Source organism: Kutzneria sp. CA-103260, from assembly GCF_018263855.1.
In the GTDB taxonomy this organism is placed as follows: domain Bacteria; phylum Actinomycetota; class Actinomycetes; order Mycobacteriales; family Pseudonocardiaceae; genus Kutzneria.
This window is the reverse complement of the sequence record NZ_CP073318.1, coordinates 9,067,545-9,090,013: the sequence shown is the minus strand read 5'-3', so window position 1 is coordinate 9,090,013 and position 22,469 is coordinate 9,067,545. Positions and strand designations below refer to the sequence as shown.

Genomic DNA, 22,469 nt, shown 5'->3' with positions numbered 1-22,469 from the left:
CGGCAAGGGCGAGGCACTGGCTACCCGGGGGCCGAGCCCCGCGCGGAACGCGCGGCAAAACTCAGCCCAGGCGTTCCTTGCCGGCGAGCTCGCCCCAGAAGTCGCGCAGCTGCTCGTAGCGGGAGGCGACCTGCTCGGCGTCGCCGGACTCCATGGCGTCGACGATGGCGTGCACGTCCTGGGCCGAGGTGTCCTCCAGCAGCTCCTGGTCGTCGAGCAGCTGGACCAGGCCGCCGTAGTCGAGCTCGACGGCGGAGTGCGGGTGGAAGTGCTCCAGCCAGCGGCCGGTGTCCTTGAGCACCCGGGCCGGGCCGTTGTCGCCGAGCGTCTCCCGGACCACGGAGTGGGCCCGCGCGACCCGGCGGCGGGCGTCGGCCATGGCGATCCGCCACGCGACCTGCCGTTCGCCGTCCTCGCGGGGCGCGAGGATGATGTGCCGGCTGTCCGGGTCGACCAGCGAGAACCACGGCAGCGGCACCGTCCACGTGGTGGACACCACATGCACCGCCCCGCCGGACAGTTCGGCCATCACCGCGCCGGCCCGGGTCCGGGCGGTGTCGGCCGGGATGGTCAGGGCGGCGGCCTTCAGCACGCCCGAGGAGGTGCTCAGGAAGCCCACCAGGGCCGCGGCGGAGCGGGCGCGCATGTCCAGCGGGCAGATCAGGGGGCCGGGGCCTACGGCGGCGCTCTCGCTGGTCGGGACCTCGGCCGGGTCCAGCACCAGCACGTCGAGCGGGGCGTTCGGGGCTGGACGGCCGTCGGAGAGCTCGCCGGGTAGCAGCCGCGGCGGGGTCGCCAACTGTGACCGGAGCCACAGTTCCCGCTCTCGATCTCCGGCTTCCGCCCTGGTCAGAGGGCCGTCGTCGACGGCCTTGCGCAACCTGGCGGCCAACTCAGCGTCGAAGGCCGACAACGGTTCGTACACTCGAAGGTAAGCGGAGAACGGGCGGGGCACACCCGAATCGTGCCACGATCGGCAGCCCGACCGGGCGTCGGTGAGGTGTCGCGCGGTCCACAAGCAAGCCGCGTCGCATCGAACCCCATCGACACGGTACGGTAGTTACCAGGAACCAGTTGTCGTGACGAGTGGGGCCGCCGATCCCCCGGCCGCCCCCGTCCCTGTGCGAGGGGGTCGAGCCATGGGGCGCGGCCGAGCGAAGGCCAAGCAAACGAAGGTGGCCCGAGAGCTCAAGTACAGCTCCCACAACACGGACTTCGATGCCCTTCAGCGTGAGCTGTCGGGCTCGGGACAGTCCCATGTGGGCCCGCCGGACGATGAGCAAACGGAAGACCCGTACGACGATTACGACGACGACTACCGTCGTTGACGCGTCGGCAACGTGGTGAGGGTTGAGCTGCCGGGTCACCGGCCGCTCAGCCCTCCCTTTTGCCTACCCAGCGACCTGGTAGTCACCGATCCGGCAGGACCAGTGACCCGGGTCGTTCGGGCATTGCCACACCGCGACCTCGCGCACCTCCGGCACCAGCGGATGCTCGTGTCCCGGGCACGGCGGCAGCGGCCGGCCGTACTCCTCGACGAACGCGTCCTGGAGCCGTTCGGCCAGGTCCCGGCGTAGCTGCTCCACGTTGGCCTTCAGCATGCGCACCGGCAGCCCGAACGCCGCGCGCCGGACGTGGTCGAACCACACCGTGAAAGTCAGCAACGGCTTGCCGGTCGGATCCCCCACCACCACCCGCAGCTCCGGGTGCAACACGGGCAGCGCCGCCGCCACGTCGTCGACGATCCGTTCCACCATCCGGCGGAAGCCGTCCGGGAAGTGGTCCGGACACAACACCGGGACCCGCGCGCCAAACATCGCCCTCGACGATAGCCGTAGTTGATCAGTGGTGCCCGGATAATCGACTCGTGGCGGACACGCACAACGACTTCCAGGGCAAGGCCGAGGGCACTGTTGTCCAGGCTGACACCGTCAACATCGGTTCATCCATGCGCGCCGCCCTGGCCGGCCTACCTCCGGTGCCGTCAGGCTTCACCGGCCGCGAGGAGATGCTGGCCGTCCTCCACGACGCCCTCCAGGAGACCACCCCTACACCCGTTTGGGTGGTGGCCGGCCTGGCCGGCGTCGGCAAGACCACGGTCGTCCTCAAAGCCGCCCACGACGCCGCGGCCGACTTCCCCGGCGGTGTCTTGTTCGTCGACCTCCAGGGCTACGCCGAGCAGCCGATGGATCCACTTAGCGCGTTGTCGACATTCGTACGGGCCCTTGGTGATGAGCCGCCGGACTCCCAAGCGGCCTGCGAGCAGGTTTACCGCTCACGGCTGGCTACCAGCGACCGAATGCTGATTGTTCTGGACAACGCTTCGTCCCGGGAGCAGGTGCGCCCACTGCTCCCCGGTTCGACAAAGCACAAGGTCCTCATCACCAGCCGGCACACCCTGGCCGACCTCGATGCGCAGTTGGTGGATCTCACCATCCTCACGGTCGAGGAAGGCATCACCCAGCTGATCAAAGCCTTGAATGACGATCGAGTAGCCACCGAGCCGAAAGCGGCACGGGAGCTGGTCAATCTGTGCGGACGCCTGCCGCTGGCACTCGGCATTGTCGCCGCGCTATTGCGATCCGACCCCGAACTCACTATCAGCGAGCTGGCCGATGACCTCCTCGACGAACGCGAGCGCCTGGACGACCTCAGCTACGGGTCAAGTACGGTGCGCCGGGCATTCGACCTGTCGTATCAGCGGTTGAGCCAGGACGAGGCGCGCCTGTTCAGGATGATGTCGATGCTGCCGACACAGGTCAGCACCGACGCCGTGGCCTGCGTGGCAAACGTTTCCGTCAAGCAGGCTCGACGCCTGTTGGCCGGGTTGTGCCGGGCACATATGGCCGAGGTGGGTTCGCCGCGAGGCTGGTATCGCCTGCACGACCTGGTCAGACTGTACTCGGCCGAACGCCTCGAACTCGAGACGGACGAGGAAGAACAGCACGCTATCTGGGAGTGCGCGCTGAACTTCTACGCCAGGAGCACGACGGAATTACGCCGGCCGAAATCCGACAATGCCACGGCATTGCCGGCCAGGACTGGAGGGCAACCCGAACATCCCGGATGCCCCGACAGTCAGTGACCCAAATACCGGACCTGCTTGGCCTTGGCTTCGTCGAGCTCGGCGCGGGCGGCCAGGACCTCGGGGCGGTGTGAGGTCTGGGGAACGCCGACCTCCCACCAAGCGCCGGCCTCGGTCCACGACGACGGGTGGGTCTTGACCGTGACCACAGCGACCTTGCCCTCTGCGGCGGCGGAGCGGGCGGCGGCGTATTGGGCGGCAAAGGAGCTGTCGTCGGCCTCGAAGACTGAGCAACCAAGGGCCGCGGCGTGGGCGACGAAGTTGACGCGAGGGGGTTCGGCCAGGGAGCTACGGCAGTCGGAGTACATGTTGTTGTAGCCGGCGGCACCTTGACCGGTCTGCAAACGATGGATCACGGCGTAGCCGTCGTTGTCGCAGACCACCGCGACGAAGCCGTGGCCGGCGAAGGCGGCGCTGAACAGCTCGGAGTTGAGCATCAGGTAAGACCCATCACCGAGCAAGGTTGTTACAACGCCGGAGGTGTGGGCCATGGCGGCCCCCCAGGCGCCGGCGATCTCGTAACCCATGCAGGAGAAGCCGTACTCGACGTCCATGGTGGCGGGGCCGGAAGCACGCCAGCCGCCGATGAGCTCGCCGGGGAGGCCGCCGGAGGCGGTCATGACGTAGTCCAACGGACCTGACTGGTCGTTGACGAGGCCGACGACCTGGGCGTACGTGAGCTCGGCGGACGGGGTCCGGAGCTTGTCGATATGGGAGTCCCAGACGGCGCGGGCGGAAGCAGCACGAGCGGTCCAGGAGGCAGGAGCGGACCAAGAACCCAGCAACGGCTCAAGATCGGCCAGCCCGGCCAGGGCGTCGCCGACGACGGCGACGGCGCCGTGTTTGACGGCGTCGAAGGGGGCGGCGTTCAAGGCGACCAGGCGGACGGAAGGCGAGAAGACGGTCCACGAGGCGGTGGTGAAGTCCTGGAGCCGGGTGCCGACCGCGAACACCACGTCGGCCTCGGCGGCGAGCTCGTTGCCGGAGCTGGAGCCGGTGATGCCGAGGGGGCCGGCGTGCAGGGGGTGGTCGTGGGTGACCAGGGTGCGGCCGGCGGTGGTCTCGGTGATCGGGATACCGAAGCGTTCGGCGAAGGCGATCGCCTCAGCACCGGCGCCGGAGTAACGGACGCCGCCGCCGAGGACCAAGAGGGGCCGAGAGGCGCCCTGAAGCACGGCGGCGGCCTCGGCCAGGGAGCGAAGGTCAGCCCGGGGGCGCTGGATGCGATGCACGACGGGCTCGAACAGCGTCTCGGGGAAGTCGAAGGCCTCGGCCTGCACGTCCTGCGGCAGCGCGAGGGTGACCGGACCACAGTCGGCGGGGTCGGTGAGCACCCGGGCGACCTGCGGCAAGGCGGCCAGCAGCTGCTCAGGCCGGGTGATGCGGTCGAAGTAACGGCTGACGGCCCGGAAGGCGTCGTTGACGCTGGCGGTGCCGTCGTGGAACGGCTCGATCTGCTGGAGCACGGGATCGGGGGCACGGCTGGTGAAGGTGTCGCCGGGCAGCAGGAGCAGCGGCAGCCGGTTGGCGTGCGCGACACCGGCGGCGGTCACCAGGTTCAAAGCACCGGGCCCGATGGAGGTGGTGGCGACGCCGACCTGCCGGCGGTGCGTGGCCTTGGCGTAGCCGACGGCGGCCAGCGCCATGCCCTGCTCGTTGTGCCCGCGCCACACCGGCAGCTCCGACCGGTGCTCCTCCAAGGCGGTGCCGAGACCAAGCACGTTGCCGTGCCCGAAGATGGCGTACACGCCGGGGAACAGCGGGGCCTCGGTGCCGTCGAACAGCTCCGTCCGCTGGGCGATCAGCCAGCGAACCAGGGCCTGGGCGGTGGTCATCCTCATCGCACACGTCCCTTCGCAGACGTCACGGGGCAGCGCGGGTCCAGCGGCGTGGTGGCCCAGGTGTCACGGATCCAGCCGTGCGTGGGGTCGTCACAGAACGCCATCGAACGGTCGTCGGCCGGCCCGGCCAGGACGTTCAGGTAGTACATGGGGTAACCGGGCGCGGCCACGCACGGACCGTGATAGCCGCGCGGAATCAGGAAGACGTCGCCGTCGCGGACGGCCACGTCCTCGTCGATGGAGCCGTCGGCGGTGTAGGTGCGGTGCAGGCCGAAGCCGTCCCGCGAGGTGCGCACGCCGTCGCGGCCGGCGATGCGGAAGTAGTAGATCTCCTCGTTGACGACCTCGCACTCGCCTCGCTCGTCGTGCTTGTGCGGCGGGTACGAGGACCAGTTGCCGTCAGGCGTGATCAGCTCGCAGGCGTTGAGCTTGTCGGCGTGGTCCCACACGCCGGGAACGCCGAAGTTGGTGACCTGGCGGGTGGCGTTGCCGGCGCCGCGGGTCTCGACCGGAACATCCTCGGCCGGCCCGTACCTGGGCTCCAGCCGCCGGGTGCAGCGCGCCATCGGCAGGGCGACCTCGACACCATCCCTCGTGGACAGGGTGACAGTGGCATCCCTTGGCACGTAAGCGAAGTCAGTGACCCGACTGAACACGGAGTCCCGGCCGTCGAGCTCGAAGCGCAGGCCGTCGACCTCGACGACGCAGCCGCCGGACAGCGGCAGCACGAACGCCTCGAACTCGCCGGTCTCGATCACGCGCGAGGTCCCCGGGTGCAACAGCAGCACCCGCAGCCCGGTGTACGCCCAACCGGCGTCCTCCGGCGCGAGCCGAACCGGGTCCTCGCCGTCCGAGAGTGTCCCGAGTGGCCGGTGCAAAGTCACGACGCGCCTCCTTCGATTCTCGCCCCCGCGAGCGGGACTTCGGCTAGAACCTTCGCGGCGGCTTGCACGGCGGCGGCGACGTCGCCGTCGGGCGGGTAGAGCAGGGCGCGGCCGACCACCAGCCCACGCACCACCGGATGCGACAGCGCACTGCCCCAGGCGGCGAGGTCGTCGGCAGGGTTGCCGGACGGCACACCGCCGAGCACGACAACCGGCAGCGTGGTGGTGTCCAGCACCTTCAGATCACTGGGCGCGGGCAGCTTGAGCCAGGTGTACGCCGAGGTGACGCCCAGGGCCGAGGCAACAGTGACGGCTCGCGCCAACGACTGGGAGTCCTTCTGCAGCACCAGCTTGCCCGCGGCGTCCCGCGTGTACGGCAGCGGCTCGACCATGGCCATCAGCCCCTGCCCGGCCAGATCGGTCACGGCGTCGGCGCAGCCCTGCAGGGTCGGGATGGTGCCGGCGTCGGAGTCCACGATGCGCAGCAGCATCTTGCCGCCGTCCAGCCGATTGTCCGAAATGGACTGACCGTCGTAGCCGGTGAACCGGTCGTCGATCTCCCAGTCGGCTCCGGCCAGGCCGCCGCGGTTCATCGAGCCGATGACGATCTTGTCGTGCAGCGCGTCGAGCAGCAGCAGCTCCTCGACGATGTCCGGGGTGGCCAGCAGGCCGTCCACCGCCGGGTTGGCCAGCGCGGTGAGCAGCCGGTCCAGCAGCTCGCGGCGGTCGGACATGGCCAGCGGGTCGCCGCCGACACCCAGCGCCCCTCGTGCCGGGTGATCGGCGGCGATCAGGAACAGCGTGCCCTTGTTGGACAACAGCGTGGGCCGGCGCCGCCGAGTGGCGTAGGCGATCGCCACCGCGTTCGGGTCGGTCGCCCTGGTGTGCAGCAGACTGGCCCACTGCGCGTCAGTCAACACGGGAAAGCAACTCCTCGATCTCGCCGGCGTCGGGCATGGCGTCGGCGCAGGCCAGCCGGGAGGCCACGATCGCACCGGCCGCGTTGGCCTGCCGGGCGATGGTCACCGGGTCCAGTCCGGCCAGCAGGCCGTTGATCACCGCGCCGCCGAACGCGTCGCCGGCCCCCAGCCCGCAGACCACCTCGACCCGTTGCGGCGTCACGGTTTCCCGGTGCTCGGGGGTGGCGACGAGCACGCCGTCCGCGCCCTTCTTCACCAGGGCCAGGGAAATCCCCCGGGCCAGCAGCCGGTCGGCGGCCTCGTCCGGGTCGGCGGTGCCGACCGCCACCTCGACCTCGGCCCGGTTACCCACGGCCACTGTGACGTGGTCGAGCATCCAGCCGATCTCGGTCCGCGCGGTGTCCACGTCGGACCAGAACATCGGCCGGTAGTCCAGATCCAGCACGGTGTGCCCACGCCGGGCCCGCCGCTCCAGGATCTTGCGCTGGGTGGAACGGGCCGGCTCGGTGCACACGCCGGTGCCGGTCACCCACAGCAGCGGCACGTTCTCGACGACGTCCCACGGCACGTCGTCCTCGGTCAGCGTGAGGTCCGGCGCGATCGGCAGGCGGTAGAACAGCAGCGGCGGATCGGCCGGCGGGTTCAGCTCGCAGAACACCACCGGCGTCAGCAGATCCGGCGCGGTGCCGACGAACTCCGGCGAGACGCCGAAGCCCGTCAACGCCTGCCGCACGTACTCGCCGAAGCCGTCCGGGCCGACCTTGGTCAGCACGGCCGTGCGCCGGCCCAGCCGGGCGGCGGCCACCGCGACATTGGTGGCCGTGCCGCCCAGGGACTTCGCGAAGGTGCTCACGCCGGCGAGCGGCACGCCGCTCTGCTCCGGGTACAGGTCGACCCCGACCCGGCCGATCGTGAGCGCCTCCAGTGGGGTGTTCACGATGCCGCACCACGGAGTTCGTGTTGCAGCGCCTCGAGTTCCGCCCCGCCGGCCATCTGCCGGGTGAGCTCTTCGAGGCTGATGTCCTTCTTGTCGAAGCAGCCCAGGCTGCGGCCCCGCTTGAGCAGCAGGAACCGGTTGCCCACCGGGTAGGCGTGGTGCGGGTTGTGCGTGATCAGCACGACGCCGAGGCCGCGATCACGGGCCTGGGCAACGTACTTGAGCACCACACCGGCCTGCTTCACGCCCAGCGCCGCGGTCGGCTCGTCCAGGATGAGCACCTTGGCGCCGAAGTGCACCGCCCTGGCGATGGCCACGCACTGCCGTTCACCGCCGGACAAAGTGCCCACCGGCTGCTCCACGTCTCGCAGGTCGATGCCCATGTCGGCCAGCGCCCAGCGGGTCTCGTCCCGCCCCTTGCGCCGGTCCAGCATCCGGAACGGGCCGAACCCCTTCGTCGGCTCGGAGCCGAGGAAGAAGTTGCGCCACACCGACATCAGCGGCACCACGGCCAGGTCCTGGTACACCGTGGCGATGCCGCGGTCCAGGGCCTCACGCGGCGAGGCCAGCTTCACCGGCCGGCCCTCGATCAGGAACTCGCCGGCGTCGTGCTGGTGCAGCCCGGCCAGGATCTTGATCAGGGTGGACTTGCCCGCGCCGTTGTCGCCGAGCACACAGGTGACCTCGCCGACATTGACCACAGTGGACACTTCGCGCAGCGCGATCACACTGCCGTACGTCTTGCCGACGTCGCGGACCTCCAGCAGTGAGCTCATCGCCGCACCCTTTCCGCCCTGGCCCGGAAGCCGTTGTTCACCAGCACCGCGGCCAGCAGCATGATGCCGAGGAACAGCTTGAACCAGTCGCTGTTCCAGTGCGCGTAGACGATGCCCTGGTTGGCCATGCCGAAGATCAGCGCGCCGATCGCGGCGCCGATGGCCGAGCCGAAGCCGCCGGTCAGCAGGCAGCCGCCGATGACCGCCGCGATGATGTACTGGAACTCCAGGCCGATGCCCTGGTTGGCCTGCACGGTGGTGAACCGCAGGATGTTGATCATGCCGACCAGCCAGGCCGCGCCCGAGGTCATCATGAACAGCAGGATCTTGCTGCGGCCCACCGGCACGCCGACCGCCCGGGAACTGGGCGCGGAACCGCCGACAGCGAAGATCCAGTTGCCGAAGCGGGTCCGCACCAGCAGCCAGGAAGCCAGCAGCGTGACCACGATCCACCACACGATGGAGATCGGGAAGGTCGTGGTGCCCACCGTGAAGGTGGAGGCGAACAGGTAGCCGGCCGTGGCATAGCCCGGCGCGGCGGCGATGCCCGACACCTGGACGGTGCCGGTCACCAACGTCGTGACGCCGAGATTGAGGCCCTGCAAGGCGAAGAAGGTGCCCAGCGTGACGATGAAGCTGGGCAGCTTCGTGCGCATCACCAGCCAGCCGTTGAACGCGCCGACTCCGAGCGAGAACACCAGGGACACCAGGATGGCGATCCAGACGTTCACGCCCAGTTTCACCGACAGCATCGCCGTGACCAGCGAGCTGGACGCGGTCATCACGCCGGCGGACAGGTCGAACTCGCCACCGATCATGAGCAGCGCCACGGCCACCGCCACGATGCCCAGGGTGGCCGAGGTGTCCAGCCACGTCGAGATCCCGGCCGGCGTGATGAACTGGCTGGTGATCACCGTGAAGAAGACGAACACCACGAGCGCGCCGATGAGCGCGCCGATCTCCGGCCGGACGGCCAGTCGGGTGAGCAGGCTGGGACTCGAGACGCGCTCGTCGGTCGTCAGCGTGCCCGAGAAATCACTCATCGGGTGCCCCTGGCCGCGTACTGCGCCACCTTGTCCACATTGGACTTGTCGACGAAGCCGGGACCGGTGAGCACCGGCTGGCCGCCGCCGACGGTGTTGGCGTTGTCGCGGTAGAGCTTGAGCATCACGATCGGCAGGTAGCCCTGCTCGTACTGCTGCTGGTCGACCGCGAAGGAGATCTGGCCGGCCTTGATCGCGCTGACCACGTCCGGGTTGAGGTCGAAGGTGGCCACGGTGGCCTTGGAGTTGGTCTCCTTGGCCGCGTTCACCGCGGACAGCGCGATCTGCGGGTTGAGGGTGAGCACCGCGTCGATCGAGGAGTCGGTCTGCAGCGCGCCCTTGATCTTGGCCTCGACGTCGGTCGGGTTGTTGATGTCCACCTGCAGGTTGGTGGTCTTGCCGAAGCCCTGCTTGGCGCCGTCGCAGCGCTGGGCCAGGCCGACGTTGCCAGCCTCGTGGATCACGCACAGCAGGTTGGTCTTGCCGGCCGCCTTGAGCTTGGCCCCGGCCTGCTGGCCGGCGATGCCCTCGTCCTGGCCGACGTGCGCGATGGCGCCGAAGGCGGCGCTCTGCGACTGGCCGGAGTTGATGGTGATGACCGGAATGCCGGCCTTGACCGCGTTCTGGATGGACGTCTTGAGCGCGTCCGGGTTGGCCATGGACACGACCAGGCCGTCCACGTGCTGAGCGACCGCGTTGTCGATCAACTTCGACTGCGCCCCAGGATCGCCGTCGGAGTTGTAGGTGACGTTGACGCCCAGCTGCTTGCCGGCGTCGGTGGCGCCGTTCTTCACCACGTTCCAGAACGAGTCGCCGGCCGAGCCGTGGGTGACCACCGCGACGCTCATCGGGCCGCCGCTGGTCGCCGAGCCGTTGGCCGGCGCGCCGCCGCTCGACGACGAGGAGGAGGCGGGCCCGCTGCACGCGGCGAGCACCACCGCGCTCGCCGCGGCCGCCATGCCAAGCAGGATCCTCTTGGACTTCTTGGACAACATTGTCGCTCCTGGGGAAGTGCGGTCGCCGGTTACAGGTCCCGGACGACCGTGTCGAGGTAAGCGATGCTCCGAGCGGTGTCACGCAGGGGTTTTCCAGAAGAAATGGATACTGTCCCGTCGGTGCCATCCTCGGGAAGGGCGGTGTCCTGCTCCAGGACGTACCACCCGCCGTAACCCGCCTCGTGGAGGAAGCGCACGATCGCGCCGACTTCCACATCGCCGTCGCCCAGCGGCACATACATGCCCTGCGAGACCGCGTCGGCGTACCCGAGCCGGCCCGACCGAACCTCGTCGGCGAGCGCGGCGCGGACATCCTTGAGGTGCACGTGGCTGATCCTGGCGGCGTGGCGCTTGGCCAGCTCGACCGGGTCCGTGCCACCGATCAGCAGGTGCCCGGTGTCCAGGCACAGCGGCAGATCCGAGTCGGCCAGGAAGCGCTCGACCTCGGGGCCGCGTTCGACGTGCGTGCCCACGTGCGGGTGCAGCACCGTCGCCAGGCCGTGCCGGGCAGCGACATCCCGGATCGCGGCACAGGTGGAGATCAGGGTCGCCCACTGCTTGTCTGTCAACTGTGGACGTTCGTCATAGCCGTCCAGGCCGGTGGCGGCGGCCAGCACCAGGACTTCGGCGCCGCCGGCGGCCAGCACCTCGGCCGAGTGCTCGGCCTCGGCCAGGGTCTGCTCGGTGCGCTCGTCGTCGTGCAGGACTACGGCGAGGAAACCGCCGACCAGCGTAAGTTCGTGCTCGGCCAGCGTGTTCTTCAGAACATCGGGGTCCTCGGGCAGGTAGGCCGGCGGACCAAGCTCGGTCGCGGTCAGTCCCAGCTCGCTCATCTGCGACAACACGGTCTGCGGGGGCAGCATCCGGCCCCAGCCGGGAACCTCGCACACACCCCAGGAGATCGGCGCTCCGGCGACCTTCAGCTCGCTCACGCGCCCACCTCCGACAGCAGCCGGACCGGGTTGCCCGAGCGGCGCGACGCCTCGCACGCCTCGGCCAGCCGCAGGCTGACCAGGCTGTCCCTGACCGGGGAGGGATTGTCGGCACGACCGGCCACCACGTCGACGAACACCGCCATCTCGTTGAGGTACGCGTTGCGGAATCGTTCCGGGAAGCCTGGGTAGGCGTCAATGCCGACCTTAGGCCCATCCGGTTCGAGCGAGGTCAGCGGCGTCCGAGGGTCTAGACCAACGGTGAGGGAGTCACGGCTGCCGAGGACCTCGATGCGGTGGTCGTAGCCCAGCGGGTCGTGCCGGCCGCCGGCGATCAGCGCGTGCGCGCCACCGGCGAACTTCAGCGTGATCACCGCGTTGTCCACGTCGTCGGCGTCGGCGAAGGCCTGGTCGACCAGCACCGAGCCGGAGGCGTAGACCTCGACCACCGGCTCGCCGACCAGCCACGGCACAGCGTCCAGGTCGTGCACGAAAAGGTCACGGAAGATGCCGCCGGAGGCCGGCAGGTAGCCGAAGTCCGGCGGTTGGGCGTCGTTGCCCAGGGCGCGGACCAGGTACACCTTGCCCACTTCACCCGCACGCATCCGGCGGTGCAACTCGACGACGGCCGGGTCGAAGCGGCGCTGGAAGCCGACCAGCACGGTCGCGCCGGCCGATTCCACCTCGTCGACCAGGGCCTGCATGGTCGCCAGGTCGCCGGCGATCGGCTTCTCGCACAGCGCCGGGACGCCCGCGCCGACGGCGCGGCGCAGCATCTCCGGGTGGGTGTCGGTCGGGGTGGCCAGCAGCACGCCGTCCGCGGTGAGCAGCGCGTCGAGATCGTCGACGTGGCTGACGCCCTCGCCCAGCTGGCCGGCGGCCTGTTCGGCGCGGCCGGGCACCGGATCGAACAGGACGACCTCGTCCACCTGGTCCAGGGAGGCGAGGTTGGCGGCGTGCATGGCGCCGATCCGCCCGACGCCGGCAACTCCGATGCGCATGTGCGGGTTCCCCTCCGTTAGAGCGCTCTATTGGTTGGAGCGCTCCAACCCTGTATGGTGCGTCACACCGATGTCAAGGGCTGGTTTCGCCCTTGTGACCTTGGATCGGTCAAGCCGGGAGGTGCGATGGGCCGTCCGACCATGGAGGACGTGGCCGCGCGGGCCGGGGTGTCGCGCGCGCTGGTCTCGCTGGTCATGCGCGGCTCGCCCAAGGTCAGCGAGCAGCGGCGCAGCGCCGTGCTGCGGGCGGCCGAGGAGCTCGGCTACTCGCCGCACCTGATGGCCCGGTCGCTGGCCAGCGCCACGTCCACGGTGCTCGGGGCGATGGTGTCCGACCTGAACAACGCCTTCTTCGCCGAGGTGGTGGACGGCTTCGACGCCGCCGTCACCGAGCAGGGCTTCGACCTCATCATCAACACCGGCGGTCGCAGTCCGACCCGGGAGCGCCGGGCCGTGGACAACCTGCTGTCGTTCCGGCCGGCCGGCATCGCGCTGCTCGGCCCGGTGGTGCCGGCCTCCACCATCGCCAAGGCGGCCGAGCAGTCCCCGCTGGTGCTGGTCTCCCGCGCCTCACGTTTGTCTACTGTGGACACTATCAACGACGACGGCGAGGTCGGCTCCGGGCTGGCCGTGGACCACCTGGTCGAGCTCGGGCACCAGCACATCGCGCACCTGGACGGCGGCGGCGGTTCGCAGGCATCCTTGCGGCGCAAGGGATATGTCGCCGCCATGCAGCGGCACGGGCTGGACCCCCTGGTGGTGCCCAGCGAGTACACCGACACTGCCGGCGCCCGGGCCGTGCGCGGCCTGATCGCCGAGGGCGGCCCGATGCCGACCGCGATCGTGGCCGCCAACGACTACAACGCCGTCGGGGCGATCTCCGCCCTGGAGGATGCCGGGCTGCGCGTGCCGCAGGACGTTTCCGTGGTGGGCTACGACAACACGTCGCTGGCCGCGCTGCGGCACGTGTCACTGACCACTGTGGACCAACCACGACATGAGATGGGCCGGCTGGCCGCGCAGGCCCTGATCGACCGGGTGCGCGGCACGCGGACCGATGCCGTGCACCAGCTGCTACACCCGTCACTTGTGGTCCGCGCGACCACCGCGAGCAGGAGGATTTCGACGTGAGTGTGACACCGCACTGGATCGACGGGGCCCGCACCACCGGCTCGTCGACCCGCACCGGTGACGTTTTCCGGCCCAGCACCGGCGAGGTGGCCCGCCAGGTGGCGCTGGCCGGTCAGTCCGATGTGGACCTGGCTGTGTCGTCGGCGGTGAAGGCCGCGCAGTCGTGGTCGGACTCGTCGCTGGCCACCCGCAGCCGGGTGCTGTTCGCGTTCCGGCAGCTCGTGCACGAGCACATCCAGGAGCTGGCCGAGATCATCAGCGCCGAGCACGGCAAGGTGGTCTCCGACGCCGCTGGCGAGGTGCAGCGCGGGCTGGAGGTGGTCGAATTCGCCTGCGGCATCCCGCATCTGCTCAAGGGCGAGCACTCCGAGCAGGTGTCCCGGGGCGTGGACGCGTACTCGGTGCGTGAGCCGCTCGGCGTGGTCGCCGGCATCACGCCGTTCAACTTTCCCGTGATGGTCCCGATGTGGATGTTCCCCGTGGCCATCGCCGCCGGAAACGCCTTTGTGCTCAAGCCTTCCGACCGTGACCCGTCCGCTTCAGTCCGGCTGGCCGAGCTGTTCGGTGAGGCCGGCCTGCCCGACGGCGTGCTGAACGTCGTACAGGGCGACGCCACCGCCGTGAACGCGCTGCTCGACCACCCCGACGTTTCCGGTGTTTCCTTCGTCGGCTCCACGCTGATCGCCAAGCACGTCTACGCCCGCGCCACCGCCAACGGCAAGCGCGTGCAGGCCTTGGGCGGGGCCAAGAACCACATGGTCGTGCTGCCCGACGCCGACATCGACGTGGCCGCCGACGCCGCGGTGTCCGCCGGCTACGGCAGCGCCGGCGAGCGGTGCATGGCCATCTCCGTGGTCGTCGCCGTCGGTGACGTCGCCGACCGCCTGGTCGAGGCCATCGCCGCGCGTACCCGTGATCTGATCACCGGCCCCGGCGACGACACGTCGTCGCAGATGGGGCCGCTGGTCACCGGCGCGCACCGGGACCGCGTCGTGTCCTATGTGGACGCCGGCGTGACCGAGGGCGCCCGGCTCGTGGTCGACGGCCGCGGCCACGCCCCCGCCGGCTTCGAGAACGGCTTCTGGGTCGCGCCCACCCTGTTCGACCACGTCACCCCGGAAATGTCGATCTACCGCGACGAAATCTTCGGCCCGGTCCTGTCCGTGGTCCGCGTCGACACCTTCGAGGACGCCGTCCGCCTGGTCAACGCCAACCCCTACGGCAACGGCACCGCCGTCTACACCGGCGACGGCCTGGCCGCCCGCGAGTACCAGCGGCGGGTGCACGTCGGCATGGTCGGCATCAACGTGCCCATCCCGGTGCCGATGGCCTACTACTCCTTCGGCGGCTGGAAGGACTCCCTGTTCGGCGACACCCACGTGCACGGGGCCGAGGGCGTCCGCTTCTACACCCGGGCCAAGGCCGTCACCGCCCGCTGGCCCCGCCAGTCCGGCATCGACCTGGGCTTCCCCACCCACGGCTGATGGACCTGCCCGTGTGGACGGCCGACGAGCCGTGGCTGCACGTGCCGCCCGCCGACGGCAGTCGAGGCACAGCGCTGATCGAGTTGGAGGCTGCCCGGGCTCCTGCCACGATGTGGTGGCATGAGCCCGGTCAGCCGCAGCCGCAAGCCCAAGAAGAAGAACACGAAGCCACGCCGCCGGCGGGCGTCGGGCTTCGACATGGTCTTCACGCATGCCGCGCAGCTTTCCTCGCTGCTCGAGGCGCGGACCTGGGCATCGGGCGTGTTGGGCCTGCTCCGGTGGCGGGCGTGGGAGAGCCAGGACGAGCCGGAGCAGGTCATGCACACGGCCGTCTCGGAGCTGCTGGACGAACTCGGGCGGGTGGGCGGAACCGCGGGGATGGCCGCCGCTCGCGCGTTCAGCCTCGTCGGCGACGAGGAGCAGCGCGCGGACTTCCACCACGTGGCCGAGGACCTCGCGCTCGCCGGCGTGCCGGAGCCCGAGTGGTTCCCGGGCTACCGGCCGGCGGGTCTGGCCGGCGCGTACTCGGTGACCGACTCGGCGGGTGACCTCGAGGTGATCGTCCTCGACTACCGGGACCACTTCGTCGGCGCGGTGGTCGACCACCTTGGGATCGTCAACGTCCCGGAGATCAGGGTGGGGACGTCGGCCGAGACCAACGGACCCGATTTCGCGAAGGAGCTGGCTTCGATCATCTGGCCCGATCCGACACCGGTCCGCGTGAGCGCTGCGCAGGTGCGGGAACGGATCGTGGGGCCGCTCACCCAGTTGCTCCTCAACGGACCGACGGCACACGCCGAGCTCATCGAGGGCGAACAGGCCAACAACGCCACCATGGGCCTCGCCCTGTTGGAAGCGGTGGTCGACGAGCTGCCGGAGGAGCCACCCGCGGCCGACGAGCCGGACCTGGTCGAGCTCTTCGTCGCCGGCGACGTGCCCGACAAGGACCTGGCCCGCAGTTGGGCGTTGTTCGTCACCGACGACGCGTTGGCCAACGGCCGTGCCGACGACAGCTTCAGCGTCCGGTACGCCGAAGCCCTGCTGTTCGACCGTATGGTGCCCACCTACCGGCTCGACGACGCGGACCTCGCGCCACTGGCCGAGGTGGTCCGCGCCTGGGCCCGCTTCGTTCACATCGACTCGGACGACAAGCTGCCGGAACTGCTTGACGAATTCGCCACCGCCTATCGCACGTACGACGTACCCGACCAGCGGTTGGCGGACTTCCGGTCCTACCATCAGTTCCGGACCGTCACCCTCGACGACATGGCGTTCGGGCCGGTTGACGGAGAGCCGCTGCCGGTGGCCGACCTGCCACCACTGCCCGCGTCCGCCACCGATTCCGCGCACCGCCTCAAGATCAAGCTCGTGAACGGATCGCCGCGGGCGTGGCGGCGGGTCGAGGTGCGTTCGACGATCACCCTCGGCGAGTTGCACCAGGTCATCCAGCGTCTCTTCGGCTGGGACGACGACCACCTGTGGAAGTTCGCCACCGACGCGTACCACTTCGGCCCCATCGACCACGATCCGTGGCAGGCCAGCCTGGGCCAGGTCGCCGACGCGGGCGACATGGTGGGCTACGTGTTCGACTTCGGCGACAACTGGACCCACCGGATCGACGTGGAGGCCGTCGTGCCCGCGGGCGGTAGCTACCCGAGGTGCACCGGCGGCGCACACGGCGACCCCGAGCAGTATCCGGACTGGGACGACGACCATCCGCCCCGCCCGGGCAAGTTCGACCTCGCGGCCGTCAACGCCCGGCTCACCGGTCGCTGACTTCGCATGCGACGATTCGCCGCATGAGCCCGGTCAGCCGTAACCGCAAGCCCAAGCGCAAGGGGCAGCAGCGCCCGCGTCCGCAGTCCCCGGTCCAGGCGGCGGTGGCCGCCGCGGACGATCTGCTCGGCATGAAGTCGCTGTACGAGGCGCAGCTGTGGGCGGCGGGGCTGGTCGGCGGGTTCTGGCGGGCGGCGTGGCGGCAGGACGGCGACCCGGACGAGACGATGGACCGCTCGGTGGAGCGGCTGGTCGAGGCGCTGGTGGAGCGGGGCAGCCCGGCGACGCTGGCGGCGCTGCTGGCGTTGGGCTCGGTGGGCTACGACGAGGAGCGGGAGTTCTTCCTCGACGCGGCGACGGAGCTGACGGCGACGGGTGTCCCGGCGCCGGACTGGTACCGGCAGGAGCAGCCGGAGCTGGTGGACACCTGGTCGGTGGCGGACCTGTTCGGCGACATCGAGCTGATCACGCTGGGCTACCCGGACATCGTGATCGGCGTGCTGGTGGACCACGCCTCGGCGTTGCACATCGTGCAGATCGCGGTGGTGGAGCGGTCGGAGACCGACGCCCAGTCGCTGGCCCGGGAACTGGGCGTGAACATCGACCCGAAGCCGAAGCCGGTGAAGCTGACGGCGGTGCAGGCGCTGGAGCGCATCGACGGCCCGCTGGGACTGTTCCTGGTGGACGGCCCGGAGGCGCACGGCGAGTTGGTGGAGATGTCCGACGACACCAACCCGGCGATGGAGTTCGCGCTGCTGCAGGCCCGGGTCGCGGGCCTGTCCGACGACCTGCCGGAGATCGAGGACTTCGAGCCGTCGGTGGCGGAGTTCCTGGCCACCGGCAAGTTCGCCGACGTGGAGCTGGCCCGGTCCTGGGCGGTGCTGGTGGCCAGCTCGGCTTCGTCCAACGGCCGCCGGGTCCGCCAGCTCGGGCCGGCCTCGCTGGACTACCTGCTCAGCGTGAGCGTGCCGGCCAACATCGAGATCTCCGACGAGGACCTGGCCCGGCTGCCGGAGATCATCACCGCCTGGGTGCGCTTCACCGCCTCGCCGGAGCAGCGCGAGGTGTGGGACGAGCGGCTGCCCGAGCTGCTGGACCGGTTCGCCGAGGCCTACCACGACGAGGAACTGGTGGAGTTCCGCGCCGAGAGCGACGAGCTGGTGGCGCTGCGGGACATCGAAGAGGCTCTGGAGGCCGACTACGACGACCTGCTGCCGGTGCCTGAGGACGTCGACAAGACGGCGCACGTGCTGAAGATCGTGGTGGGGGACCAGGAGAAGCAGGTCGAGGTGGAGTCGGCGACGCCGCTGGACGAGCTCAGCGACGTCATCCAGCAGGCGTTCGATCTGGAAGCCGACCCGGCCTGGGACTTCGTCACCGTGTCGGGCGGGCTGATCGGCCCGGAGTCGGAGGTGATCGTCGCCGAGCTCGGCGTCGAGGGCCTCGGCTTCGGTTACGCCGTCGGCGCGCTGGACACCGTGGAGGCCCGAATCGACGTGCTGCGGGTGCAGCCCAAGGACGGCAAGTACCCCCGAGTCAACTAACCCCGCGAGTCCCGCTCTCGGGCAACTGAAACACCGGTTCGAAACTCGACATTCGGTTGCCTGACAGCGGGACTCGCGGTTAGTCGTCGGAGACGCTTCGGCGGTTCCGCTTGACCTGGCTGCGCTGGTGCTTGGCTTCCAGGCGGCGTTCCTTGGCACCGCGAGAAGGCTTGGTGGGGCGGCGCTTCGCGGGCGGCGGGGCGGCGGCGGTGCGCAGCATCGACACCAGGCGTTCCCGGGCGGCGTTGCGGTTGGCCAGCTGCGAGCGGTACTCGCTGGCGGCGATGGTGAGCACGCCGTCGACCAGGCGGGTGGCCAGCCGGGCCAGCAGGCGCGGGCGTAGGTGCTCGGGGATGGACGGGGAGCGGGCGAGGTCGAAGGACAGCTCGACCCGGCTGTCGGTCGTGTTCACGCCCTGGCCTCCCGGTCCGGAGGACCGGGAGAACCGTTCGCGCAGTTCCGCGCCGGCGATCACCAGCGACGGCGTCACCTGGAGTTCGTCGGCCATGGCCCCAAGATTACGTGGGGAGTCCACCGAGTTCCGAGCTCAGAACCGGGGGTGGTCGCCCCGCAGCACGGTCCGCTCGCCGGCGGCCGGGCCGATCTCGCCGAGCACCCAGGCCGGCACATGCCGGGCGGTGAGCACGGCCAGCGCCCGGTCGGCGTCCTCGGGCGAAACCACGGCCACCATGCCGACGCCCATGTTGAACGCCTTCTCCATCTCGTCCCGCTCGACCCGCCCGCGCTGGGCGATCAGCGCGAACACCGGGGCCGGGGTCCAGGTGCCGCGCTCCAGGGTGGCGGTCAGCCCGTCCGGGATGACCCGGGCCAGGTTGGCCACCAGCCCGCCGCCGGTGATGTGCGCGAACGTGCGCACGTCGGCCTCGGCGGCCAGCGCCAGGCAGTCCTTGGCGTAGATCTTGGTCGGCTCCAGCATCTCCTCGCCGAGGGTGCGGCCGAACTCCTCGACGTGCCCCTCCAGCGGCATCCGGGCGATGTCCAGCAGCACGTGCCGGGCCAGCGAGTAGCCGTTGGAGTGCAGGCCGGTGGAGCCCATGGCGATCACCACGTCGCCGTCCCGCACCCGCTCCGGGCCGAGGATCTTGTCGGCCTCGACCACGCCGACGCCGGTGGCCGACACGTCGTACGCGCCGTCGGACATCAGCCCCGGGTGCTCGGCGGTCTCGCCGCCGAGCAGCGCGCAGCCGGCCTGCACGCAGCCCTCGGCGATGCCCTTGACGATGGCCGCGACCTTCTCCGGCACGACCTTGCCGATGGCGATGTAGTCCTGCAGCAGCACCGGCTCGGCCCCGCACACCACCAGGTCGTCGACCACCATGGCGACCAGGTCGACGCCGATGGTGTCGTGCACGTCCATCGCCTGCGCCACCGCGATCTTGGTGCCGACGCCGTCGGTGGAGGCGGCCAGCACCGGCTCCTTCCACCGGTCCAGCTTCAGCTTGAACAGGCCGGCGAAGCCGCCGATGCCGCCCAGCACCTCGGGCCGGTTGGCCTTCGCGGCCCACGGCTTGAACTGCTCGACCGCCTCCTCACCCGCGGCGATGCTGACGCCGGCCGCCGCGTAGGTGGCCTTCGGGCTGTTGGTCTCCGTGCTCACGGTCGAGAAGCTCCGTAACTGGTCTGGGGGATGATCAGGGGCGACGCAGGGCGTCCTCGGCACCGTACCCGTTGGCGAGCACGGGTGCGGCGGAGCCCGAGACGGCCTTCTCCTCGATGCCCTCCAGCAGGTGCTTGCCGATCATCGTCTCCTCGGGCAGCGGGATCGGGTAGTCGCCGTCGAAGCAGGCGCTGCACAGCCGGGTCTTGGGCTGCTCGCTGGCCGCCACCAGGGCCTCCAGCGACACGTAGCCGAGCGAGTCGGCGCCGACCGACCGGCGGATGCCCTCGCTGTCCAGGCCGTTGGCGATCAGCTCGGCCCGGGAGGCGAAGTCGATGCCGTAGAAGCAGGGCCAGCGCACCGGCGGGGAGGCGATCCGGATGTGCACCTCGATCGCGCCGGCCTCCCGCAGCATGCGCACCAGCGCCCGCTGGGTGTTGCCGCGCACGATGGAGTCGTCCACCACGACCAGCCGCTTGCCGCGGATCACGTCCCGCAGCGGGTTCAGCTTGAGCCGGATGCCCAGCTGCCGGATGGTCTGCGAGGGCTGGATGAAGGTCCGGCCGACGTAGGCGTTCTTGACCAGGCCGGAGCCGTACGGGATGCCGGAGGCCTGGGCGTAGCCGATGGCGGCCGGGGTGCCGGACTCGGGCACCGGGATGACCAGGTCGGCTTCGACGGGGTGCTCGGCGGCCAGCCGGCGGCCGATGTCGACCCGGGTGGCGTGCACGGACCGGCCGCTGATGGTGGTGTCCGGCCGGGCCAGGTAGACGTACTCGAAGATGCAGCCCTTGGGCTCGGGCGTGGCGAACCGGGCCGACCGCAGGCCGTCGGCGTCGATGGCCAGCAGCTCGCCGGGCTCCACCTCGCGGACGAAGGAGGCGCCGACGATGTCCAGCGCCGCGGTCTCGCTGGCCACGACCCAGCCGCGCTCCAGCCGGCCCAGCACCAGCGGCCGCACACCCTGCGGATCGCGCGCCGCGTACAGGGTGTTCTCGTCCGACCACACCAGGCAGAACGCGCCGCGCAGGGTGGGCAGTAATTCCATCGCCGCCTGCTCCAGGCCCTTGTCCGCGGCGGTCGCCGCGAGCAGGCCGGACATCAGGTCGGAGTCGGTGGTGGCGCCGCCGCGCATGTCCACGCCGAGGTCCTTGGCGCGGGCCAGCAGTTCGGCGGTGTTGACCAGGTTGCCGTTGTGGCCCAGCGACATGCCGCTGCCGGTGGCGGTGGTGCGGAACACCGGCTGCGCGTTCTCCCACGTGGTGGAGCCGGTGGTGGAGTAGCGGCAGTGGCCGACGGCGACGTAGCCGTGCAGCGAGGACAGGATCTGCTCGTCGAACACCTGGCTGACCAGGCCGAGATCCTTGAACACCACGATCTGCTTGCCGTCGGCGACCGAGATGCCGGCCGCCTCCTGCCCGCGGTGCTGGAGGGCGTAGAGCCCGTAGTAGGTGAGCTTGGCCACGTCTTCGCCTGGGGCCCAGACCCCGAAGACGCCACACTCCTCACGCGGCTCGCGCTCGGATTCGTCGGACACAGAGTCGGGCACTGACCGGTGGGTGGGCACCGAGAACTCCCTAGGGACGGCGTCGGACCAACCTCAGTGTAAGTGGCGAAAGGGCCAACGCAGGGTGTCCGTGACCTGCGGGAGTGGCACAACCCACACCCTTACGAGTGACAGTCGTCGACTCTGGTGACCGCGTCGGAGCTGTCGATGGCCACGTCCTGCTGGTGCACGTGGCAGAGCAGAAGATCACCGACGCGGATGCCGGCCGGCAGGTTCCAGGCCTCGATGGCGACCGAGTCGACGTTGGCCAGCGGCGCGTCGGCCGGGTCCGCCGGCTGCTGCTCAAGCAGGGCGCACGTGGGATGGTTGTCGTGGGCGTCGCACAGCTGGGCGACGGTGAAGTCGAGGTTGCCGTCCCATTCGCGCGGGGTGACGCCGTAGACGAAGGCGGTGGCCACGCCGACCAGTCCGAGGCACGCGAGCACCCCGGTGGCGATCAGCGCGAGCCTGCGCATCGCCGTCACCGGGTCCCGATCCGAACAAATCGCCCGAGATCGTTCGTACGTGCGAAAACGGACACGAGTGAATGGTACTTGCCAGCCCACTCGATGGTAAAGGGGCGGTCACGAACCCGCACGCAGTAGCGGCAGCAGCGCGGACAGGTCGGCGCGGCTGCCGGACGCGGCGACACGATCGCCGGCGAGGGCATCGACCCAGGTCAGACGGCCAGTGGCCAGTTCGAGCCAGGTGCGGGCGTCCATCTCGATGACATTGGGCGGCGTGCCCCGGGTGTGGCGAATGCCCTGCACGCACTGCACGGCGGCGAACGGCGGCACCCGCACCTCGACGCTCTTACCGGGGGCGTCCTGGGCCAGCGTGCGCAGGCTGAGCCGCACGGCGGCGGCGAGTTTCGGCCGGTCGAGAGTGTCTTCCACGCCGTCCAGCCAGGGCAGCACCGCCTCGACGGCGGCCATCAGGTCACGCGGATCCACGGT

General features: G+C 70.2%; 22 protein-coding genes. 6 read left to right on the top strand and 16 right to left on the bottom strand.

The window, feature by feature from the left end:
* Window positions 1-61: 61 nt before the first annotated feature.
* The gene (locus tag JJ691_RS40325; protein WP_211764733.1) at window positions 62-955 is read right to left on the bottom strand and encodes a hypothetical protein; all 894 of its coding nucleotides are present in this window, start codon (window positions 953-955) and stop codon (window positions 62-64) included.
* A 184-nt stretch (window positions 956-1,139) separates the two neighbouring features.
* On the opposite strand from JJ691_RS40325, the gene JJ691_RS40320 reads away from it, so the two are divergent.
* The gene (locus tag JJ691_RS40320; RefSeq protein WP_211764732.1) at window positions 1,140-1,328 is read left to right on the top strand and encodes a DUF3073 domain-containing protein; all 189 of its coding nucleotides are present in this window, start codon (window positions 1,140-1,142) and stop codon (window positions 1,326-1,328) included.
* A gap of 63 nt (window positions 1,329-1,391) precedes the next feature.
* Here the strand turns inward: JJ691_RS40320 and JJ691_RS40315 are convergent, their stop codons facing one another.
* The gene (locus tag JJ691_RS40315) at window positions 1,392-1,817 is read right to left on the bottom strand and encodes a hypothetical protein (protein ID WP_211764731.1); all 426 of its coding nucleotides are present in this window, start codon (window positions 1,815-1,817) and stop codon (window positions 1,392-1,394) included.
* Window positions 1,818-1,867: 50 nt separating this feature from the next.
* Here JJ691_RS40315 and JJ691_RS40310 point away from each other — a divergent pair, with 50 nt between their 5' ends.
* Window positions 1,868-3,085: an ATP-binding protein gene (locus JJ691_RS40310; RefSeq protein ID WP_211764730.1), complete on the top strand. Its 1,218-nt coding sequence runs from the start codon at window positions 1,868-1,870 to the stop codon at window positions 3,083-3,085.
* Here JJ691_RS40310 and iolD read toward each other — a convergent pair.
* From iolD to JJ691_RS40265, 9 genes are read right to left on the bottom strand one after another with little or no spacing between them, the layout of a single operon-like run.
* Window positions 3,079-4,926 carry a 3D-(3,5/4)-trihydroxycyclohexane-1,2-dione acylhydrolase (decyclizing) gene (iolD, locus tag JJ691_RS40305; RefSeq protein WP_211764729.1) on the bottom strand — a complete coding sequence of 616 codons (1,848 nt, stop codon included), beginning with the start codon at window positions 4,924-4,926 and terminating at the stop codon, window positions 3,079-3,081. The two genes, JJ691_RS40310 and iolD, sit on opposite strands and share 7 nt — an antisense overlap.
* Entirely contained in the window at window positions 4,923-5,810 is an 888-nt protein-coding gene (iolB, locus tag JJ691_RS40300) for a 5-deoxy-glucuronate isomerase (RefSeq protein ID WP_211764728.1), read from the bottom strand. The genes iolD and iolB overlap by 4 nt, the downstream gene beginning before the upstream one ends.
* A complete protein-coding gene (locus tag JJ691_RS40295) occupies window positions 5,807-6,730 on the bottom strand; it encodes a Cgl0159 family (beta/alpha)8-fold protein (protein WP_211764727.1) in 924 nt (307 codons plus the stop codon). Before JJ691_RS40295 ends, iolB begins: the two co-directional genes overlap by 4 nt.
* Complete coding sequence (gene iolC / locus JJ691_RS40290) at window positions 6,720-7,667, bottom strand: 5-dehydro-2-deoxygluconokinase (protein WP_211764726.1); 948 nt, start codon at window positions 7,665-7,667, stop codon at window positions 6,720-6,722. The genes JJ691_RS40295 and iolC overlap by 11 nt, the downstream gene beginning before the upstream one ends.
* Window positions 7,664-8,443: an ATP-binding cassette domain-containing protein gene (locus JJ691_RS40285; protein WP_211764725.1), complete on the bottom strand. Its 780-nt coding sequence runs from the start codon at window positions 8,441-8,443 to the stop codon at window positions 7,664-7,666. The genes iolC and JJ691_RS40285 overlap by 4 nt, the downstream gene beginning before the upstream one ends.
* Window positions 8,440-9,486, bottom strand: a complete 1,047-nt coding sequence (locus JJ691_RS40280; protein ID WP_211764724.1) for an ABC transporter permease — start codon at window positions 9,484-9,486, stop codon at window positions 8,440-8,442. Before JJ691_RS40280 ends, JJ691_RS40285 begins: the two co-directional genes overlap by 4 nt.
* The gene (locus JJ691_RS40275; protein ID WP_211764723.1) at window positions 9,483-10,481 is read right to left on the bottom strand and encodes a sugar ABC transporter substrate-binding protein; all 999 of its coding nucleotides are present in this window, start codon (window positions 10,479-10,481) and stop codon (window positions 9,483-9,485) included. Before JJ691_RS40275 ends, JJ691_RS40280 begins: the two co-directional genes overlap by 4 nt.
* Window positions 10,482-10,510: 29 nt before the next feature.
* A complete protein-coding gene (locus tag JJ691_RS40270) occupies window positions 10,511-11,404 on the bottom strand; it encodes a TIM barrel protein (RefSeq protein ID WP_442912800.1) in 894 nt (297 codons plus the stop codon).
* 5 nt (window positions 11,405-11,409) lie between these two features.
* The gene (locus JJ691_RS40265; protein ID WP_211764722.1) at window positions 11,410-12,414 is read right to left on the bottom strand and encodes a Gfo/Idh/MocA family protein; all 1,005 of its coding nucleotides are present in this window, start codon (window positions 12,412-12,414) and stop codon (window positions 11,410-11,412) included.
* A gap of 126 nt (window positions 12,415-12,540) precedes the next feature.
* Between JJ691_RS40265 and JJ691_RS40260 the strand changes: the two genes are divergently transcribed.
* The 4 genes from JJ691_RS40260 to JJ691_RS40245 all read left to right on the top strand — a co-directional run bounded on the left by JJ691_RS40260 (window position 12,541) and on the right by JJ691_RS40245 (window position 18,349).
* Window positions 12,541-13,545 (top strand): LacI family DNA-binding transcriptional regulator, encoded by a 1,005-nt coding sequence (locus tag JJ691_RS40260; RefSeq protein WP_211764721.1) that lies wholly within the window; start codon window positions 12,541-12,543, stop codon window positions 13,543-13,545.
* Window positions 13,542-15,029 carry a CoA-acylating methylmalonate-semialdehyde dehydrogenase gene (locus tag JJ691_RS40255; protein WP_211764720.1) on the top strand — a complete coding sequence of 496 codons (1,488 nt, stop codon included), beginning with the start codon at window positions 13,542-13,544 and terminating at the stop codon, window positions 15,027-15,029. The genes JJ691_RS40260 and JJ691_RS40255 overlap by 4 nt, the downstream gene beginning before the upstream one ends.
* A gap of 120 nt (window positions 15,030-15,149) precedes the next feature.
* A complete protein-coding gene (locus JJ691_RS40250) occupies window positions 15,150-16,805 on the top strand; it encodes a plasmid pRiA4b ORF-3 family protein (protein ID WP_211764719.1) in 1,656 nt (551 codons plus the stop codon).
* A 23-nt stretch (window positions 16,806-16,828) separates the two neighbouring features.
* Window positions 16,829-18,349, top strand: coding sequence for a hypothetical protein (locus JJ691_RS40245; RefSeq protein WP_211764718.1), 1,521 nt, complete (start codon window positions 16,829-16,831; stop codon window positions 18,347-18,349).
* 79 nt (window positions 18,350-18,428) lie between these two features.
* On the opposite strand, the gene arfB is transcribed toward JJ691_RS40245, so the two are convergent.
* The 5 genes from arfB to JJ691_RS40220 all read right to left on the bottom strand — a co-directional run bounded on the left by arfB (window position 18,429) and on the right by JJ691_RS40220 (window position 22,448).
* Complete coding sequence (gene arfB / locus JJ691_RS40240; RefSeq protein WP_211764717.1) at window positions 18,429-18,857, bottom strand: alternative ribosome rescue aminoacyl-tRNA hydrolase ArfB; 429 nt, start codon at window positions 18,855-18,857, stop codon at window positions 18,429-18,431.
* 39 nt (window positions 18,858-18,896) lie between these two features.
* On the bottom strand, window positions 18,897-19,967 hold the full coding sequence (gene purM / locus JJ691_RS40235) for a phosphoribosylformylglycinamidine cyclo-ligase (protein WP_249227326.1): 1,071 nt from the start codon (window positions 19,965-19,967) through the stop codon (window positions 18,897-18,899).
* 34 nt (window positions 19,968-20,001) lie between these two features.
* Window positions 20,002-21,516 carry an amidophosphoribosyltransferase gene (gene purF, locus JJ691_RS40230; RefSeq protein ID WP_211764715.1) on the bottom strand — a complete coding sequence of 505 codons (1,515 nt, stop codon included), beginning with the start codon at window positions 21,514-21,516 and terminating at the stop codon, window positions 20,002-20,004.
* 119 nt (window positions 21,517-21,635) lie between these two features.
* Entirely contained in the window at window positions 21,636-21,989 is a 354-nt protein-coding gene (locus tag JJ691_RS40225; RefSeq protein WP_211764714.1) for a hypothetical protein, read from the bottom strand.
* 108 nt (window positions 21,990-22,097) lie between these two features.
* Window positions 22,098-22,448, bottom strand: coding sequence for a sterol carrier family protein (locus tag JJ691_RS40220; RefSeq protein WP_211772021.1), 351 nt, complete (start codon window positions 22,446-22,448; stop codon window positions 22,098-22,100).
* Window positions 22,449-22,469: the final 21 nt, after the last annotated feature.